Here is a 16,585-nt window from a genome sequence, read left to right as displayed (position 1 = left end):
GGCGGGCGCAAACGTGCCTTCGCGCAAAGGGCGCCGCGCGGGCGCGCGCAGGCCCGAAGTCGCGCCGCCACGCGGTTTTCCCCTCTCGCGGAAGGCGTGTCAAGAAACGGCGAGCCGTTCGCCCCGCGCGATGGACAAGAATGCGCCGGGTCTGCATTCCGGGCCGCAAGGCCGGAAACCGGAGGATCGCTCCCCATGCGCGAATACGCCGTCGTCGAACTGGGGCGCCCCCCCGTGCTGCGCGAATCGCCCGATCCCCGCCCGGGACGGGGCGAGGTTCTGCTGCGGATCGAGGCCTGCGGCCTGAACTTCGCCGACACCCTGATGATCGCCGGCAATTACCAGGACACCCCCGAGCCGCCCTTCGTGCCCGGTCTCGAGGTCTGCGGCACCGTCGAGGCGCTGGGCGAGGGCGTGGACGCCCCCGCCGTCGGCACCCGCGTCGCGTGCTTCGCGGGGCAGGGGGGGCTGGCCGAGCGCGGCACCTTCCCGGCCGCGGCCTGCGTGGCCGTCCCCGAGGCGATGCCCTCCGAGATCGCCGCCGGCTTCACGGTCGCCTACTCCACCTCCCACGTCGCGCTGGAGTGGAAGGCCCGGCTGCAACCCGGCGAGCGGCTCGTCGTCCTCGGCGCGGCGGGCGGCGTCGGCCTCACGGCGGTGGAGCTGGGCGCGCGCATGGGCGCCGAGGTGGTCGCGGTCGCGCGCGGCGAGGCGAAGCTCGCGGTGGCGCGCGAGGCCGGCGCGCACCACGCGATCGACGCCGAGGCGCCCGACCTGCGCGAGCGCATCCGCGCCCTCGGCGGCGCCGACGTGGTCTACGACGCGGTGGGGGGCGAGGCGCACCGCGCCGCGTTTCGCGCCATGAATCCCGGCGGGCGCCTCCTGGCGATCGGCTTCGCGTCCGGCGACGTGCCGAGCGTGAAGCTCAACCACCTGCTGGTGAAGAACGTGGACGTGCTCGGCCTCTACTGGGGCGGCCTCCTGCGCTCGCACCCGCAGGTCGTCACCCGCAGCATCAAAGCGCTCTTCGCCATGTGGGAGGAGGGCGCGCTCAGCCCCCACGTCTCCCACGTGCTGCCCCTGGAGCGCGCGGACGAGGGGCTGGCGCTCCTGCGCGAGCGGCGTTCCACGGGCAAGGTCGTGATCACGCCCTGAGGGCGCGATCGTCGCGCGGGGGGAAACGCCCGTGCGAAAGGGGGGCGGGCCCGGCCTTCGGACCTTGAAAATCACGGCCCCGTTCCCGATATTCGGTGCAACGGGGCACCGCCCCACCCATCCCTACCCTGGAGGAGTTCCATGGCTCAATTCGACGCTCTCCGGTCCGGCGTCTCGGGCGCCCGCGCCGCCGAGATCGACCAGGGCCTGCGGGCCCACATGAACAAGGTCTACGGCACGATGTCCGTGGGCATGCTGATCACCTTTGCGGCGGCCTGGGCGATCTCGGGGCTCGCCGTGACCTCCGACCCGTCGCTGGCGGCCGGCCAGATCGGCCCCGACAGCTACCTGACGTCGCTCGGCGTCGCGCTCTACACCTCGCCGCTGAAATGGCTGGTGATGTTCGCGCCGTTGCTGTTCGTGTTCGGCTTCTCGGCCGGCTTGGGCCGCATGTCGGCGGCCACCGCGCAGATCGTGTTCTACACCTTCGCCGCGGTGATGGGCGTGTCGCTCTCGTCGATCTTCCTGGTCTTCACCGGCACCTCGATCGCCCAGACCTTCCTGGTCACCGCGATCGCCTTCGCCGGCCTGTCGCTCTACGGCTACACGACCAAAAAGGACCTGTCGGCGATGGGTACCTTCCTGATCATGGGCGTGATCGGCCTGATCGTGGCCTCGATCGTGAACATCTTCCTCGCCTCCTCGGCGCTGGCCTTCGCGATCTCGACCATCGGCGTGCTGATCTTCGCGGGCCTGACGGCCTACGACACCCAGCGCATCAAGACCGAGTACGTGGCCCACGCCGCCCACGGCGATGCCGAGTGGCTCGGCAAGGCCGCCATCATGGGCGCCCTCGCGCTCTACCTCGACTTCATCAACATGTTCATGTTCCTGCTCCAGTTCATGGGGAACCGGGAGTAGCCGACCGGACATGAGTGATCGGGCCGCCCCTCGGGGCGGCCCTTTTTCGTTTCACGGGAGCGGAGAACGCCCCGGCCCTGCGCCGGGGCCTCGACCCCCCGCTTGCGCTTCGCTCTGCAGCGTTGGCACAGGTGGCGGCCGGAGGCCCCGGCGCAAGGCCGGGGCGCGGGGCGCTCGGGAGGCCTACTCGGCCAGCAACGCCCGCGCCGCAGCCAGACCGTCCGGCATCGGCTGGTGCCCGGCCCCGGGATGCGCGACGAGGCGCACCGCCGCCCCCAGCCGCTCCAGCACCGCGGCGCTCTCCCGCGCCCGCGCGAGCGGGATGTGCGGGTCGCGCTCGTGGCATGTCACCAGCGCCGGGGCGCCCACGAGGTCGGTGCGGTAGTCGAACGCCTTGCCCCCGTATCCCCCGAGCGCCGCGTCCGGCCCGCCCGCATCCCCGGTGCCCACCAGCCCGCCCGAGAAGGCCACCACGCCGCCCGCGCCCCGGCGCGCCATGTACTCCAGCGCGAGGCAGGCGCCCTGGCTGAAGCCCAGCACGGCGACCTCCTCGCGGGGGAGGCCGAGGGAGTCCACCGCGTCCTCGACCGCCGCGATCCCGCGTTCCACCCACGGCTCCATCTCCGCCGAGGGCGCCAGGAACGAGGTCGGCCACCACGAATGCCCGTCCGCCTCGGGCGCGGCCACCGCCATGCCCTCGGCGCCGAGCAGGGGCACCAGCCCGCGCATGTCGGCCGCCGAGCCGCCGCGCCCGTGGAGCAGCACCAGCCCCCTCACGTGCGGATCTCCGGCAACACGGCCTCGATGCGGCTCCGGATCGGCTCGTACCGCTCGGGCAGCATCAGACGCTCGCCCAGGTGGTCCATGGGCTCGTCCACGGCGAAGCCCGGCGGGTCGGTGGCGATCTCGAACAGCACGCCGCCCGGCTCGCGGAAGTAGATGGCGTCGAAGTACTGCCGGTCGATCACCGGCGTCACGTCCATGCCCGCCGCCAGCAGCCGCTCGCGCCACTCGGCCTGCTCGGCCCCGTCGGCGGCGCGGAAGGCCACGTGGTGGATCGAGCCGCGCCCCTGCCGCCCCGCTCCGGCGCCGTCGCGGCGCAGGAGGTCCACCACGGCCCCCCGCGCCCCGCCGGGCGTGCGCAGGCGCAGGCGCTCGCCCCCGGCCTCGCGCGCGTGACCGGCATCCTCGTAGCCCATCACGTCCACGAGGAGGCGGCGCGTCGGCTCCGGGTCGCGCAGGAGGAGGGTCACGGAGTGGAAGCCGTCCTCGCCCACGCCGCCCGCGCCGGGGACAGTGGCCAGCTCCACCGGCGCGCCGTCGGGGTCGGTGACGGTCGCCACGCGGGCGCCGAAGCGCTCCTCGGGCTCCGACACGGCCGCGCCGCATCCCCGCAGGCCCTCCACCACGTCGTCCATCACCGCGTCCCCCACCGCGTAGGCGAAGGCCGAGGCCATGCCCGGACCCGCGCGCCCCGGCGCCGCGCCCGCGAAGGGGAACACCGTGAAGATCGAGCCGGGCTCGGCGGCGCGGTTGCCGTAGTAAAGGTGGTAGGTGCCGGGGTCGTCGAAGTTCACGGTACGCTTCACCAGCCGCTGGCCCAGCGCGCCGGCGTAGAAGTCGACGTGCGGCTGGGGCGGGCCGCTGATGGCGGTGACGTGGTGCAGGCCGGCGATGGCTCGGGTCATGGCGTGTCTCCTTTGCCCACCCACATCGGGGCGGGGGAGGCCGGCCGCCACCGCTCCGCGCGCACAAGCCCGGCGCGCGAATGCGAAAGGCCGCGCGGGTGCGCGGCCTTCGGACGGGATCGGGAAGGCGGGTGCCTTACTTGATCTTGCCTTCCTTGTACTCGACGTGCTTGCGCGCGACGGGGTCGTACTTCCGGGTGACCATCTTCTCGGTCATCGTGCGCGCGTTCTTCTTGGTCACGTAGAAGTGGCCGGTGCCGGCGCTCGAGTTCAGGCGGATCTTGATGGTGGTGGGCTTCGCCATGGGAAGTGCCTCGCGGATGGGGGGCGGCGCCCCTTGGGAAATTCAAGGCCCGCCGTGTAGCAGAGGCGCGGGCACTGTCAACGCCCCCCGCCGCGCGTCACGTCACGCTCAGCCGCGCCTCCACCAGCCCCGTGCCGAGCGGGCGCAGCACTATGCGGCACTGCCGCGCGGTCCCGGTGACGTAAGCGAGGTCGAGCGCCAGCTCCCGCTCCGCCCCGCCCCCCGCGTCGCGCAGGGCGCGGCTGACGTCTGCGCGCAGCTCGTGCGACCAGAAGGCCGCGAAGTGGAGACCGCGCAGGTCGTCCTCCGGGTCGAAGCCGAGCTGCTCCAGGAAGGCGGGGTTGAGCAGGCCGATCATGCCGTCGCCGCGCACCAGCGCCCGCGGCTCGTCCGCCTCGGCGGCGGCGCGGCGCGCCGGATCCGGCAGCACCACCCGCCAGCCCGGCAGCACACGGGTCCGCTCCACGGTGTGGGTCATCCGATCTCCTCTCGGGCTGCCCCCCCGTCCCACGGGGCGCCCTCGACCCATAGGTGCGCGATTCGTGCAAATGCGCAACAGGCCACCCTCCCCGCAAGGGCGTATCGCGGGTTCGCGCGGGTGCGGGGGAGGCGTGCGGGGGGCCTGTAAGCCGGATTCTGTGCCGGAGCCGAGGCCCCGGTGGCGACCATTCCTCTGGAGCGCGCGTCGCCGCGGCCCTCGAGCTGCCAACCCGGACCGCCGGGCGAAGCCCCCATCGCGGTCCCTATTTGGCATTGCTCCCGGTGGGGCTTGCCGTGCGGAGGACGTTGCCGCCCTCCCGGTGGGCTCTTGCCCCACCGTTTCACCCTTGCCGGGGGCGGACCCCCGGCGGTCTGTTCTCTGTGGCGCTTTCCGTCGGCTTCCCGGAGAACCGGTCGCCGCCCGGGCGTTACCCGGCACCGTCGCTTCGTGGAGTCCGGACTTTCCTCGGGGCTCGCGCCCCGCGGCCGCCCGGCCCCCCGCACGCCGCGGCGCTAGCCCGCCACCACCCGCAGGTCAACGGGCGCCGCGGTCTCCACGGGCCAGCGCGAGGCCAGCTCGCCCGCCACCGCCATGTCCTCGGCGTCCAGGGGGCCGAGGCCGCAGGGCCGCCAGCGCAGGCGGAACGTCTCGAGGAGCACCGCGTCGTCCACCTCCGCTGTATAGCCGAAGCGGCGCAGCGCGGCGCGGAAGGCCGGCCAGTTCGGCGCCCGCCACGCGCGGCCCTCGGGCCAGACGGCCAGGCCCCGCACCGCGAGGCGGCGCCAGTCGAAGCGGGGGCCCGGGTCCTGCTTGCGCCCCGGCGCGCTGTCGGAGTGGCCGATCACGGCCTCGGGCGGGATCGCGTGGCGCGCCATCACGTCCTCCAGCAGCCGCTCCAGCGCGTCCATCTGCCGGGCCGCGAAGGGGTGCGTGCCCGCGTTGCACAGCTCGATGCCGATCGAGAAGCTGTTCACGTCCGCGAACTCGCCCCAGCAGCCGATCCCGGCGTGCCAGGCGCGGCGGTCCTCGTCGACCATCTGCACGGTGCGCCCGTCCTCGCCCACGACGTAGTGGGCCGACAGCTGGGTCTCGGGGCGCTCGAAGTGGCGCAACACCGGGTCTATGCCCTGCATCGCCGTGTAGTGCACCACCACCAGCCGGGGCGTGCCGCCGAAGGTGCGCGGCCCGTGGTTGGGCGAGGGGATGTGCTCCACGTCAGCCCCCGCGCACGATGGCGCGGTAGCCGGCCGGGTCCCAGCCGCAGGCGTTGCCGTCGCCGTCCGGGTCGAGCCCGAGGCGGTCGCGCTCGGGGCCGCCGGCGCCGAGGAAGGCGGCCTGCGCCGCGTCGCCGTTCACGTAGCGCGCGCAGCGGCGCGCGGCGGCGTTGGCGCTCGCGAAGGGGCCGCGGCTCCAGCCCTGGTTGCCCACGGGGCGCGCGCCCCGCAGGGCGTAGGCGGCGACGTTGGGCGCGGTCGTCTCGGGGCGGGTCAGGTCGACGTCGGCCGCCGAGACCTCCATCTCGGCGCGGCGGGCGCGCAAGGCGGCCAGGCGGGCGGCGTCCTCCTCGATGGAGCGGGCGCCGGCCACGGCGCCGAAGTCCTGCTCGCGCGAGATGCCGGCGGCGCCGGTCGCACCGCTCGCGGGCGCGGCGGACGGCACGGGCAGCGGTGCGGGGGCGGCCACGGGGGCCGCGGACGCCACGTCGCGCTCCGGGGCGCCGAGGGCGGCGCGGGTGTCGGCGGCGAGGCGCGCGGCCTCGGCGTCCTCCTCGGCCACGGCGCGGGCGATCGGCCCCGAGGCGGGCGGCGGCACCGCGGTGACGGTCTCGGGGGGCGCGGCCCGGCGCGCGGACGCGCCGCTGTCGGGAATCGCGGGGGCGCAGGCGCCGGCCACGAGCGCGGCGGCGCAACACATCAGCAGTCTCATCAGCTCGGCCTCTGGCTCTTTATTGCCCCGAGCCTACCACCACCGTTCCGGCCGCGCCACGAATCCGGCGCGATCCTCCAGCGCCTGTGCCACATTCATCAACGCGCCCTCTTCCCAGGGCCGTCCGATCACCTGCAGCCCGAGCGGCAGCCCGGAGCCGTCCAGCCCCGCCGGCACCGAGATGCCCGGCAGCCCGGCGAGGTTCACCGTCACCGTGAACACGTCGTTGAGGTACATCGCGATCGGGTCGGCGTCCTCCATGGTGCCCAGCGGGAACGCCGCCGAGGGCGTGGCCGGGGTCAGGATCGCGTCGACGCCGTCCGCGAAGGCCTCCTCGAAGTCGCGTCGGATCAGCGTGCGGACCTTGCGGGCCCGGTTGTAGTAGGCGTCGTAGAACCCGGCCGAGAGCACGTAGGTTCCCACCATCACCCGCCGCTGCACCTCGTCGCCGAAGCCCTCGGCCCGCGTCTTCTCGTACATCTCGGTGATGCCGTCGCCCTGGGCGAGCGCCGCACGGCGGCCGTAGCGCACGCCGTCGTAGCGCGCGAGGTTACTGGATGCCTCCGCGGGCGCGATCACGTAGTAGGCGGGCAGGGCGTACCTGGTGTGGGGCAGAGAGATGTCGCGGGTCTCGGCGCCCGCGTCGCGCAGCATCTCGATGCCGCGGGTCCACAGCGCCTCGATCTCGCCCGGCATGCCGTCCATGCGGTACTCGCGCGGAATGCCGATGACCTGGCCCCGCACGTCGCCCGAGAGCATCGCCTCGAAGTCCGGCACCGCGCGGTCCGCGGAGGTGGAGTCCTTCGGGTCGTGCCCGGCCATGGCTCCCAGCATGATCGCCGCATCCCGCACCGTGCGCGTCATTGGCCCCGCCTGGTCAAGCGAGGAGGCGAATGCGACGATGCCCCAGCGGCTCACGCGCCCGTAGGTGGGCTTGAGGCCCACGATCCCGGTGAACGCCGCAGGCTGGCGGATCGAGCCGCCGGTGTCGGTGCCGAGCGCGGCGATGCAGGTGCGTGCCGCGACGGCCGCCGCCGAGCCGCCCGACGAGCCGCCGGGCGTGAGGGGGGCGTCGGATCCGTCCGCCCGCCACGGGTTCACCACGGGGCCGTAGACGGAGGTCTCGTTCGACGAGCCCATGGCGAACTCGTCCATGTTCAGCTTGCCCAGGGTGACGGCGCCGGCGCGCTGGAGGTGGTCCGTCACGGTGGACTCGTAGGGCGGCTCGAACCCCTCGAGGATGCGCGAGCCGGCCTGGCTGGCCACGCCCTCGGTGCAGAACAGGTCCTTTACGCCGATCGGTATGCCGCACATGGCGGGCGCGTCGCCGCGGCGCAGGCGCGCGTCGGCGGCCTCGGCCTGCCGGCGGGCGAGGTCCGGGGTGTGATGCACGAAGGCGTTGAGGGGCGCGGAGGCCTCGGCGGCCTCGATGTGCGCCTCCGCGAGCGCCTGCGCGGTGGTCTCGCCGCTGCGCAGCGCGTCGCGCGCGCCGGCGAGGGTCAGGTCGGTCAGGGTCATTCCACCACCTTCGGCACGGCGAAGAAGCCCTCGCGGGCGTCCGGGGCGTTGCGCAGCACGGCCTCCTGCTTCGACCCGTCGGTCACGACGTCCTCGCGGCGGCGCAGGCGCATGGGCGTCACCGAGGTCATCGGCTCCACGCCGTCCACGTCGACCTCGCCGAGCTGCTCGATGAAGCCGAGGATGGCATTGAACTCGCCGGCGAGCGCCGGCAGCCGGTCCTCGGGCACCGCGATGCGCGCGAGCTTCGCGACCTTGCGCGCGGTTTCCTCGTCGATGGACATGGGGCGGGCCTCCAGCAGATCGCGGCCCGTCTAGCGGGGGCGCGGGGCGGGTTCAACGGGAGGCGGGAGGCGATGACGACCCCGCCCCGGCCCTGCGCCGGGGCCTCCGGCGGAAGGAGAGGGAAGGCTGGGGCCCGCGCGCTATCCGTAAGGCAGCGCCGCGGCACCCCGAGGTCCCGGCTCAAGGCCGGGGCGACGTTGGGAGAGTAAAGATCGTCGGTGTTGAAGCGGCGCAAGTGGTGGGCCCGGATGCCCGCCCCGCCCCTTCAGTCGAACTTCCGCGACGGCGCCAGCACCACCGCCTCGCCGGCCAGCACCCGCTTGCCGCCGATCTCGCACCACGTCTCCATCGTGACGCGCCGCTTGCGCAGGTCCATGTCCGTCACGCGCACCACCGCCTCCACCATGTCGCCGGGGCGCACGGGGGCCAGGAACTTCAGCGTCTGGCCGAGGTACACCGTGCCGTGGCCCGGGAGCTGCTCGCCGATCACCGCCGAGATCAGGCCGGCGGTCAGCATCCCGTGGGCGATGCGGCCCTCGAAGATGGTGTCGCGGGCATATGCGTCGTCCAAATGCACCGGGTTGTGGTCGGTGGAGACCTCGGCGAACAGCTCGATGTCCCGGTCGGTCACGATCTTCGTGAGCGAGCGGGTCATCCCGATCTCGATGTCCTCGATGCAGATCGTTCCGCGCGGCGCGTTGTCGAGCATGGGGGCCTCCGGTGTCACCCGGACATGCTAGCGCGCGCGCCGCGACGCGGCAAGGGCTCGCGCAACATTCATGCGGCGGAGAGCCCGCAAAGGCAGCTTCGTTACCGAAGCGTGCCCATCGCGAAGCGCGGCTCCACCTGCTCGCGTGCCACCAGCGCGGCCAGCCGCTCGGGGTCCGGGTCGCCCCCCGGCACGGTCCCGGTTTCCTCGGCGGCCAGCCCGCCCGACAGGAACAGCATGTCGAGACCCTCGCCCATGGCGCCGCGCGCGTCCGTCAGCACGCCGTCGCCCACGCACAGGATCGCGTCGTCGCTCACGTCCGCGATCTGCGCGAGGCGCCGCCGGGCGAGGTCGTAGATCGGCGGGTGCGGCTTGCCGAAGTAGAGCGACTCGCCCCCCATCTCGGCATAGAGCTGGGCCACGGCGCCCGCACACCACTCGCGCACCTCGCCCCGGTCCACCACGATGTCGGGGTTGGCGCAGAGCAGCTTCAGCCCCCGCGTCTTCGCCGCCAAGAGCTGCGGCCGCAGCACGGCGAGGTCGGCGAGGGGGTCGAACGGGCCGGTGCAGGCGATGCCCTCGGCGGCGTTCAGCGAGACCAGCTCGATCGGCGCGGGATCGTCCAGGATGCGCGGCGGCTCGAAGAACGGCGCGTCATGGGGTGGGCCGAGGTGCCAGACCTTCGTGCCCACCGCGCCCCGGAACAGCGCCAGCCGCGCGGAGTCGCCCGACGTGGCGATGTCGTCCCAGGCGTCGCGGGCGACGCCGATGCGGCCCAGCTGCTCGGCCACGGAGTCGCGGGGCCGGGGCGCGTTGGTGACCAGGATCACCCGGCCGCCCCCCGCGCGATACGCCTGCAGCGCCTCGACGGCGCCGGGCAGGGGGCGCAGCCCGTCGTGGACGCAGCCCCACAGGTCCACGAACATCGCGTCGTAGGGGGCCGAGATCTCCGCCAAACTGCCGACGATCCTCACAGCTTGAGCGCCGGGATGATCTGCTTCTTGCGGCTCATGACGCCGGGCAGCACCACGCTGTCGCCGTCCACGGTGGCGCCGAACGAGGCCTCGGCCACGGCCTTCGTCAGCGTGTCGGGCACGAGGAGGGTGGCCTCCTCGCGCAGGATGTCGACCACGAACAGGAGCACGCCGGTCACGCCGTCCTCCTCGGCCACCTTGGGCATGGCGTCCATGATGGCCTGCTTGCGGTCGAGCACCACCTCGGGCGCGGTGGTCTCCAGCACCGAGACGCGGAACTTGGTGCCCTCGACCGCATACTCCTTGGAGTCCATCCGCAGGAGCTCCGCCTCCGAGAAGCGGCTCACGTCGGACTTCGCCTTGAACATTTCGGCGGCGAGGTCGGGGATCGAGACCCCGAGGCCGTCGGCCAGCCGCTCGGCCAGCGCGCGGTCGGTGTCGGTGGTGGTGGGCGAGCGGAACTCGAGGGTGTCCGACAGGATGCACGACAGCATCGCGCCGCGGATGTGCTCCGGGGCGCCGTCGACCGCTTCGTCGCCCATCAGCCCGGCCATCACCGTGGCGGTGCAGGCCAGCGGCTTGATGGTGATGTCGATGGGGCGCTTGGTCTCGATGCCGCCCGCCAGCTTGTGGTGGTCGATGATGGCGCAGACGTCGGCCTCGCCCAGCGACTTGGGCAGCTCGGCGGGGTTGTTCGTGTCCACGATCACGACGCGCTGGTCCGCCTCCACGTCGTCGATGATGCGCGGGCGGTCCAGCTTCCAGCGCTCCAGCACGAAGGCCGCCTCGGTGTTCGGCTCGCCCAAGAGCACCGCCTCGGCCTCCTCGCCTTGGGTCCCGAGGTACCAGGCCCAGGCGATCGGCGCGCCGGTGGAATCGGTGTCGGGGGCGCGGTGGCCGAATACGAGGGTGGTCATGGGGGGCGACTCCGTGGCAGGGCAAATTTCCGCTCCCCTAGTCCCCTGCCGACCGGATGTCACGCCCGCCCGAGACCGCGCTCTACCCCCCCGTCAAGGCGTTCCTGGAGGCGCAGGGCTACGCCGTGAAGGGCGAGATCGGCCCCGCCGACGTGGTGGCGGTGCGCGGGGACGAGCCGCCCGTGATCGTGGAGCTGAAGACGGGCTGGTCGCTCTCGCTGATCCAGCAGGGCGTGGCCCGGCAAGACGCGACGCCCCACGTCTACCTCGCCGTCCCCGCGCCCGAGGGCCGGCGCGGATACGCCGCGCTCAAGGCCAACCTGCGCCTCGCGCGGCGGCTGGGGCTGGGGGTGCTGACGGTGCGCGCCTCGAACGGGCTGGTCACCGTCCATTGCGACCCCGGCCCGTTCCGCCCCCGCCTTCTCCGGCGCCCGCGCGAGCGGCTCCTGCGCGAGTTCGCGGCCCGGCGGGGCGATCCTTCCGAAGGCGGCGCCACGCGGGCGGGGCTGGTCACGGCCTACCGGCAGGACTGCGAGGCCCTGGCCCGCCACCTCGCCGCCGGCCCCGCGAAGGGGGCGGCGGTGGCGAAGGCGACCGGGGTCGCGAAGGCCACGGCGATGATGCGGGACAATCATTATGGGTGGTTCGTGCGGGTGGAGGTGGGGGTCTACGCGCTGACCCCCGAGGGCGCGGCCGTGGCGATGGGGGAGGGGGGCTCTGCCCCCGGCCCTTCGGGCCTCCCCCGAGATATTTAGGGCCAGAGGAAGGGGGGATCCTCGTCTTCGTTTCCTAAATACCTCCGGGAGCGCGAGTGGCTGGCCCCTTGCAAACAACGGTCCAGCTTGCGCCCCGCCGCCGCCACGCCCAACAGACCCCCATGAGAACCCTCGCCCTCGCCGCCCTCGCCATGACCTTCATGGCCGGCAACTCGCTGCTGACCCGCGCCGGGGTGCTTGCCGGCACCGACCCGGTCGCCTTCGCCGCAATCCGCGTGGCCGCCGGCGCGGCTACCCTCGCGGTGCTGGCGCGCGGGCGGGTGCCGCTGGGCGGCGCGAAGCGGTGGGGCGCGGCCCTCGCGCTCGCGGTCTACCTCCTGGGCTTCTCCCTCGCCTACCGCAGCCTCGACGCCGGCCTCGGCGCGCTGATCCTCTTCGCCACCGTCCAGCTCGCGCTCCTCGCGGCGGGCCTCGCACGGGCCGAGGCCGTCTCGCCCCGGCGCCTCGCGGGCATGGCGCTCGCCCTCGGGGGCCTCGGCTGGCTGCTCTGGCCCTCGGCCGCGCCCCGCTTCGCCGCCCCCGACGCGGCGCTGATGGTGCTCGCCGGCCTCGGCTGGGCGGCCTACAGCGTCGCCGGCAAGTTCGAGCCGCGCCCGCTCCTCGGCAACGCCGGCAACTTCGCCGCCGCCGCCGCGCTCTTCGCGCTCCTCGCGCCGCTCTGGTGGGGGGCGGCGGTCACGCCCACCGGCCTCGCCCTCGCGCTGGTCTCCGGCGCGGTCACGTCCGGCGTCGGCTACGCGGTGCTCTACCGGGTGCTGCCGGGGCTCGGGCTGGCGGCGGCGGGCGTGGCGCAGCTCTCGGTGCCGGTGATCGCCATGGTCCTCGGGGCGCTCCTGCTGGCCGAGGTGCCGTCCGCGCGCAGCCTCCTCGCCGGCGCGCTCGTGCTCGCGGGGATCGCGCTGGCGACGGGTCAGGGCACGATCCGCTCCAGGGGGTCGTAGCGCAGCGGCGCGGCGTCGTCCCACGCCACGGCGGCCAGCGCGTCCGGCTTGTGGCGCACCCCCGCCAACTCCTCGCGCGCGACCCAGCGGCGGCGGGTCACGATCCCCTCGGGGTCGCGCCACGCCTCATTCAGCGCCCCGCGCCGCAGCCGGCAGCGGAAGAACACCTCCACCTGATGGAAGCCCCGCGCGGGGTCGTGGAACTCGTTCACGAGGCAGGGCGCGTCCACGCGCACCTCCAGCCCCGTCTCCTCCAGCACCTCGCGCCGGAGCGAGCCGGGCAGCCCCTCGTGCGGCTCGGCCCCGCCGCCGGGCAGGCACCACAGGTCGGAGCCGTGCGCAGGCCCGTAGGCGTTGACCATCAGCAGACGGCTCTGGTGCACGAGCACCGCGCGGACGGCGAGGCGGATCATCGCCGCCGACTAGCCGCACGGGGCGGCGGTGACTAGATGCAGGGGATGCGCGCGCTCCTCGCCCTCCTCATCGGTCTCGCCGCCCCGGCCGGGGCGCAGGAGAAGCCGTGCACCGTGCTGCTCCACGGCCTCGCCCGCTCCGACGCCTCGCTGCTGGTGCTGCAGGAGGCCCTGGAGATGGACGGCCGCCGGGTGGTGAACTCGGGCTACGACAGCGCCTCGGCGGGCGTCGAGAAGCTGGCCCGCCGCGCCGTGCCCGAGGCCATCGCCGCCTGCGGCGAGGCGGAGCGCATCGACTTCGTGACCCACTCCATGGGCGGCATCCTCCTGCGCGTCCATGCCCGCAACAACCCGATGCCGCCGGGCCGCACGGTGATGCTGGCCCCCCCGAACCACGGCTCGGAGCTGGTGGACCGCCTCGCCACGCTGCCGCCCTTCGACTGGATGAACGGCCCCGCCGGCGCGGAGCTGGGCACGGACGGCGTGACCACCAAGCTCGGCCCCGTGTGGGACGGCGTGGGCGTCGTCGCCGGCGACCGCTCGCTCTCGGCACTTTACTCGGCGCTGCTGCCGGGGCCCGATGACGGCAAGGTCACGGTGAAGTCCACGCGCGTCGCGGGCATGGCCGACCACGTGGTGCTGCCCGTGACCCACACGTTCATGATGAACGCCCCGGTGGTGATCGCGCAGGTGCTGGCGTTCCTGGAGACGGGGCGGTTCGTCGAGGGGCTCGACACGGCGGATGCGGTGGGCGGCGTGGTGGGCGAGGCGGTCGACGGCGCGCTGGGCGCGGTGGGGACGTTCTTCGCGGACTGAGGGGGCGGTGCGCTCCGCCACGCCCCGGCCTCGCGCCGGGGCCTCGGTCATCCACCTGCGCTTCGCTCCGATGCGTTAGCGCCTACGGCAGCCGGAGGCCCCGGACCAAGTCCGGGGTGCGTCGCGCCAAACCCCACCGGGCCCCGGATCGGGTCCGGGGCGGGCAAGGTCATTCCTCCGGAATGACCTTGCCCGGGTTCATCCGCCCCTCCGGGTCCAGCGCCCGCTTCACCGCACGCATCACGTCGAGCGCCACCGGGTCCTTGCGCCGCCGCATGGTCGAGAGCTTCGCCAGCCCCACCCCGTGCTCCGCCGAGATCGAGCCGCCGAGGCGCACCACCTCGTCCTCGACCATCTCGCGCAGGCCATCCAGATGCGCCTCGTCGTCCCGCGTGGGATACAGCGTCAGGTGCACGTTGCCGTCGCCCAGATGCGCCACCACGAGGTCCTCGGCGCCGGGGTCCATCTGGTCCAGCCGCGCGCGCATCTCCCCGAGGAACGCGCCCACGCGGTCGAGCGGCAGGGCCACGTCGCTGTCCACGATGGGCAGCCGCGTGAAGGTGATCTCTGCGGCGGCCTCGCGCATCTCCCAGATGCGCCGGCGCTGGGCCTCGGACTGGGCGACCACGGCGTCGAGCACCTCGCCCGCCTCCAGGGCCTCGCCCAACGCCGCCTCCAGCGCGTCGCCGAGGGGACGCGACAGGCCGCCCAGCTCGATCATCACCGCGTGGTCGGCCGCCTCCAGGGGGGGCTCCAGGTCGGGGCGGTGCGCGGCGAGCGCGCGGCGGTAGGAGCGGGGCATGTACTCGAACGCCTCTACGGCCCCGTCCGACGCCGCCTGGAGCCTGTGGAGGAGGCCGAGCGCGGCGTCGAGGCCCGACACGTTAGCGAGCGCCGTCGCGCGGTGGCGGGGCAGGGGCGCCAGCTTCAGCACCGCCGCGGTGATCAGCCCCAGCGTTCCTTCCGCCCCGATGAACAGGTCGCGCAGGTCCAGCCCCGAGTTGTCCTTGTGCAACTCGCTCATCAGGTCGAGCACGCGCCCGTCGGCCATCACCACCTCCAACCCCAGGCACAGCCCGCGCGTGGAGCCGTAGCGCACCACGTTCGAGCCGCCCGCGTTGGTGGCGAGGAACCCGCCCACCCGCGCCGAGCCGCGGGCGCCGAAGGTCAGCGGGAAGATCAGGCGTTCCGCCTCGGCGGCGTCGTGGAGGTCCGAAAGCACCACGCCCGCCTCGACCACGGCCACGCGGGAGTCCGCGCGGATCTCGCGGACGCGGTTCATGCGCTCGAGGGACACCATCAGCGCGCCTTCGTTGGCGGTGCCGCCCACCAGCCCGGTGTTGCCGCCCACGGGCACCACGGCGAGCCCGTGGCGCGCGGCGAGGCGCACGCAGTCCGCGACCTCGGCGGTGGAGGCGGGGCGCACCACGGCGAGGGGCGCGGCGCGCCACTTGCCGGTCCAGTCGCGGGCGAAGCGCGCCACGTCGGTGCCGGTGAGGACGTGGGCGGCGCCGAGAAGGGCGCGCAGGTCGTCGAGGGGATCGGTCATGGGCGAGTGGTGCCACGCCGCGGGGGCCGAGGAAAGCGGCGTGGCCGGGCTTGACGGCCCCCGCCCCCCGCCGTAACTGCCCGCCCGATGGCGCCGTAGCTCAGCTGGTTAGAGCGCTCGACTCATAATCGAGAGGTCGGTGGTTCAAGTCCACCCGGCGCCACCATCCCTCCCGTTCCCCATCCGCAGCCCGGCCGACCGCACCCGAGGATCCGCACCTCGCGCTGCGGCAGCGGGATGGTGATGCCCTCGGCCCGGAACGCCTTGAGCAGCGCCAGGAACACGGTGCCCCGCACGTTGGTCAGGCCCCGGTTCGGGTCGCTGATCCAGAACCGCAGCACGTACTCGATGGCCACCTCGCCGAAGGCCACGATGTGGCAGACGGGCGGGTGGTCGGCGAGCACCCGATCGCAGCTCAAGGCGGCGGCGACCGCCACCTCGCGCACCCGCTCGGCGTCGTCGCCGTAGGCGGTGCCGAACTCGATCTCGATGCGCACGAAGTGGTCGGAATGCGACCAGTTCACCACCTGCCCGGTGATGAGGTCCTCGTTGGGGATCAGGTACTCCTTGCCCGTGCGCGTGGTGATGGCGACGTAGCGCGCGGTGAGGGACTCGACCCAGCCGAAGGTGTCGCCGAGGCTGATCACGTCGCCGGGCTTGATCGACTTGTCGAGCAGGATGATGATCCCCGAGACGAGGTTCGAGACCACCTTCTGCAGCCCGAAGCCCACGCCGATGCCGATCGCGCCGGTCAGCACGGCCAGCCCCGTGAGGTCGAAGCCGGTGAGGTGGAGGCCCACCAGGAACGCTGCGCCGTAGAGCAGCACCTGCAGCACCTTGATCGACAGCACCTGCATCGACGGGCTGATGTCCGCGCTGCCCCGCACCCGCGCCCGCGCGAGGCCGATCACGAGGCGGGCGAAGGCGATGTAGACCGCGATCACCACCAGCGCCTGCACCACCGCCAGCGCGTTCAGCCGCGTGTCCCCGAGGTCGACCGCCAACCGCAGGAGGAACACGCGCACCGGGTTCACGAGGCGGAGGAAGTAGAGGATCACGTAGATCCAGAGCGCCCACTTCACGAGCCCGCGCAGGATGCGGTTGCCGACGAGGCGCGAGGCGATGCTGACCAGGAGCATCGCCGCCGCGATGGCGGCCACCCGCTCCACCACCACGGCGCCGAGGCTCGACCCCGAGAGGAGCTTGAGGACC

General features: G+C 73.7%; 19 protein-coding genes, 1 tRNA gene and 1 other RNA gene. 6 read left to right on the top strand and 15 right to left on the bottom strand.

Going from position 1 to position 16,585, the window contains the following annotated elements:
- The first annotated feature begins 195 nt into the window (after positions 1-195).
- Together K3554_RS15445 and K3554_RS15440 are read left to right on the top strand one after the other, a co-directional pair.
- A complete protein-coding gene (locus tag K3554_RS15445; protein WP_259941844.1) occupies positions 196-1,155 on the top strand; it encodes an NADPH:quinone oxidoreductase family protein in 960 nt (319 codons plus the stop codon).
- 141 nt (positions 1,156-1,296) lie between these two features.
- On the top strand, positions 1,297-2,076 hold the full coding sequence (locus tag K3554_RS15440) for a Bax inhibitor-1/YccA family protein (RefSeq protein WP_259941842.1): 780 nt from the start codon (positions 1,297-1,299) through the stop codon (positions 2,074-2,076).
- Positions 2,077-2,259: 183 nt separating this feature from the next.
- Here K3554_RS15440 and K3554_RS15435 read toward each other — a convergent pair whose 3' ends face one another.
- The 12 genes from K3554_RS15435 to K3554_RS15380 all read right to left on the bottom strand — a co-directional run bounded on the left by K3554_RS15435 (position 2,260) and on the right by K3554_RS15380 (position 10,878).
- The gene (locus K3554_RS15435; RefSeq protein ID WP_259941840.1) at positions 2,260-2,853 is read right to left on the bottom strand and encodes an alpha/beta hydrolase; all 594 of its coding nucleotides are present in this window, start codon (positions 2,851-2,853) and stop codon (positions 2,260-2,262) included.
- Positions 2,850-3,764 carry a ring-cleaving dioxygenase gene (locus K3554_RS15430; RefSeq protein ID WP_259941839.1) on the bottom strand — a complete coding sequence of 305 codons (915 nt, stop codon included), beginning with the start codon at positions 3,762-3,764 and terminating at the stop codon, positions 2,850-2,852. The genes K3554_RS15435 and K3554_RS15430 overlap by 4 nt, the downstream gene beginning before the upstream one ends.
- Before the next feature lie 136 nt (positions 3,765-3,900).
- A complete protein-coding gene (rpmG, locus tag K3554_RS15425) occupies positions 3,901-4,068 on the bottom strand; it encodes a 50S ribosomal protein L33 (RefSeq protein ID WP_259941837.1) in 168 nt (55 codons plus the stop codon).
- A gap of 97 nt (positions 4,069-4,165) precedes the next feature.
- Positions 4,166-4,546, bottom strand: coding sequence for a PAS domain-containing protein (locus K3554_RS15420; protein ID WP_259941835.1), 381 nt, complete (start codon positions 4,544-4,546; stop codon positions 4,166-4,168).
- A gap of 131 nt (positions 4,547-4,677) precedes the next feature.
- Positions 4,678-5,050, bottom strand: an RNA gene (gene rnpB, locus K3554_RS15415) — RNase P RNA component class A.
- 11 nt (positions 5,051-5,061) lie between these two features.
- Positions 5,062-5,763 carry an N-acetylmuramoyl-L-alanine amidase gene (locus tag K3554_RS15410; protein ID WP_259941834.1) on the bottom strand — a complete coding sequence of 234 codons (702 nt, stop codon included), beginning with the start codon at positions 5,761-5,763 and terminating at the stop codon, positions 5,062-5,064.
- A gap of 1 nt (position 5,764) precedes the next feature.
- Positions 5,765-6,475, bottom strand: coding sequence for a hypothetical protein (locus K3554_RS15405; protein ID WP_259941832.1), 711 nt, complete (start codon positions 6,473-6,475; stop codon positions 5,765-5,767).
- Between the two features lie 33 nt (positions 6,476-6,508).
- On the bottom strand, positions 6,509-7,993 hold the full coding sequence (gatA, locus tag K3554_RS15400; protein WP_259941829.1) for an Asp-tRNA(Asn)/Glu-tRNA(Gln) amidotransferase subunit GatA: 1,485 nt from the start codon (positions 7,991-7,993) through the stop codon (positions 6,509-6,511).
- A complete protein-coding gene (gene gatC, locus K3554_RS15395; RefSeq protein WP_259941827.1) occupies positions 7,990-8,277 on the bottom strand; it encodes an Asp-tRNA(Asn)/Glu-tRNA(Gln) amidotransferase subunit GatC in 288 nt (95 codons plus the stop codon). Before gatC ends, gatA begins: the two co-directional genes overlap by 4 nt.
- A gap of 266 nt (positions 8,278-8,543) precedes the next feature.
- Positions 8,544-8,987 (bottom strand): MaoC family dehydratase, encoded by a 444-nt coding sequence (locus K3554_RS15390; protein WP_259941825.1) that lies wholly within the window; start codon positions 8,985-8,987, stop codon positions 8,544-8,546.
- 101 nt (positions 8,988-9,088) lie between these two features.
- Entirely contained in the window at positions 9,089-9,913 is an 825-nt protein-coding gene (locus K3554_RS15385) for an HAD family hydrolase (protein WP_259945990.1), read from the bottom strand.
- A 44-nt stretch (positions 9,914-9,957) separates the two neighbouring features.
- Positions 9,958-10,878: a manganese-dependent inorganic pyrophosphatase gene (locus K3554_RS15380; RefSeq protein ID WP_259941823.1), complete on the bottom strand. Its 921-nt coding sequence runs from the start codon at positions 10,876-10,878 to the stop codon at positions 9,958-9,960.
- A 56-nt stretch (positions 10,879-10,934) separates the two neighbouring features.
- Between K3554_RS15380 and K3554_RS15375 the strand changes: the two genes are divergently transcribed.
- The gene (locus tag K3554_RS15375; protein WP_259941821.1) at positions 10,935-11,633 is read left to right on the top strand and encodes a DUF2161 domain-containing phosphodiesterase; all 699 of its coding nucleotides are present in this window, start codon (positions 10,935-10,937) and stop codon (positions 11,631-11,633) included.
- Positions 11,634-11,755: 122 nt separating this feature from the next.
- A complete protein-coding gene (locus K3554_RS15370; protein ID WP_259941819.1) occupies positions 11,756-12,595 on the top strand; it encodes a DMT family transporter in 840 nt (279 codons plus the stop codon).
- On the opposite strand, the gene K3554_RS15365 is transcribed toward K3554_RS15370, so the two are convergent.
- Entirely contained in the window at positions 12,565-13,008 is a 444-nt protein-coding gene (locus K3554_RS15365) for an NUDIX domain-containing protein (RefSeq protein WP_259941818.1), read from the bottom strand. The genes K3554_RS15370 and K3554_RS15365 overlap by 31 nt on opposite strands.
- Before the next feature lie 45 nt (positions 13,009-13,053).
- Here K3554_RS15365 and K3554_RS15360 point away from each other — a divergent pair, with 45 nt between their 5' ends.
- Positions 13,054-13,824 carry a triacylglycerol lipase gene (locus tag K3554_RS15360; protein WP_259941816.1) on the top strand — a complete coding sequence of 257 codons (771 nt, stop codon included), beginning with the start codon at positions 13,054-13,056 and terminating at the stop codon, positions 13,822-13,824.
- Between the two features lie 169 nt (positions 13,825-13,993).
- Here the strand turns inward: K3554_RS15360 and K3554_RS15355 are convergent, their stop codons facing one another.
- Positions 13,994-15,373, bottom strand: coding sequence for an FAD-binding oxidoreductase (locus K3554_RS15355; RefSeq protein ID WP_259941814.1), 1,380 nt, complete (start codon positions 15,371-15,373; stop codon positions 13,994-13,996).
- A gap of 89 nt (positions 15,374-15,462) precedes the next feature.
- Between K3554_RS15355 and K3554_RS15350 the strand changes: the two genes are divergently transcribed.
- A tRNA-Met gene (locus K3554_RS15350) sits at positions 15,463-15,539 on the top strand.
- Here K3554_RS15350 and K3554_RS15345 read toward each other — a convergent pair.
- Positions 15,496-16,230, bottom strand: coding sequence for a mechanosensitive ion channel family protein (locus K3554_RS15345; protein ID WP_259945988.1), 735 nt, complete (start codon positions 16,228-16,230; stop codon positions 15,496-15,498). The genes K3554_RS15350 and K3554_RS15345 overlap by 44 nt on opposite strands.
- Between the last annotated feature and the right edge of the window lie 355 nt (positions 16,231-16,585).

Source organism: Jannaschia sp. W003 (genome assembly GCF_025144335.1).
In the GTDB taxonomy this organism is placed as follows: domain Bacteria; phylum Pseudomonadota; class Alphaproteobacteria; order Rhodobacterales; family Rhodobacteraceae; genus Jannaschia.
Note: the sequence above shows the minus strand (reverse complement) of the source record. Positions and strands in the feature narration are given on the sequence as shown.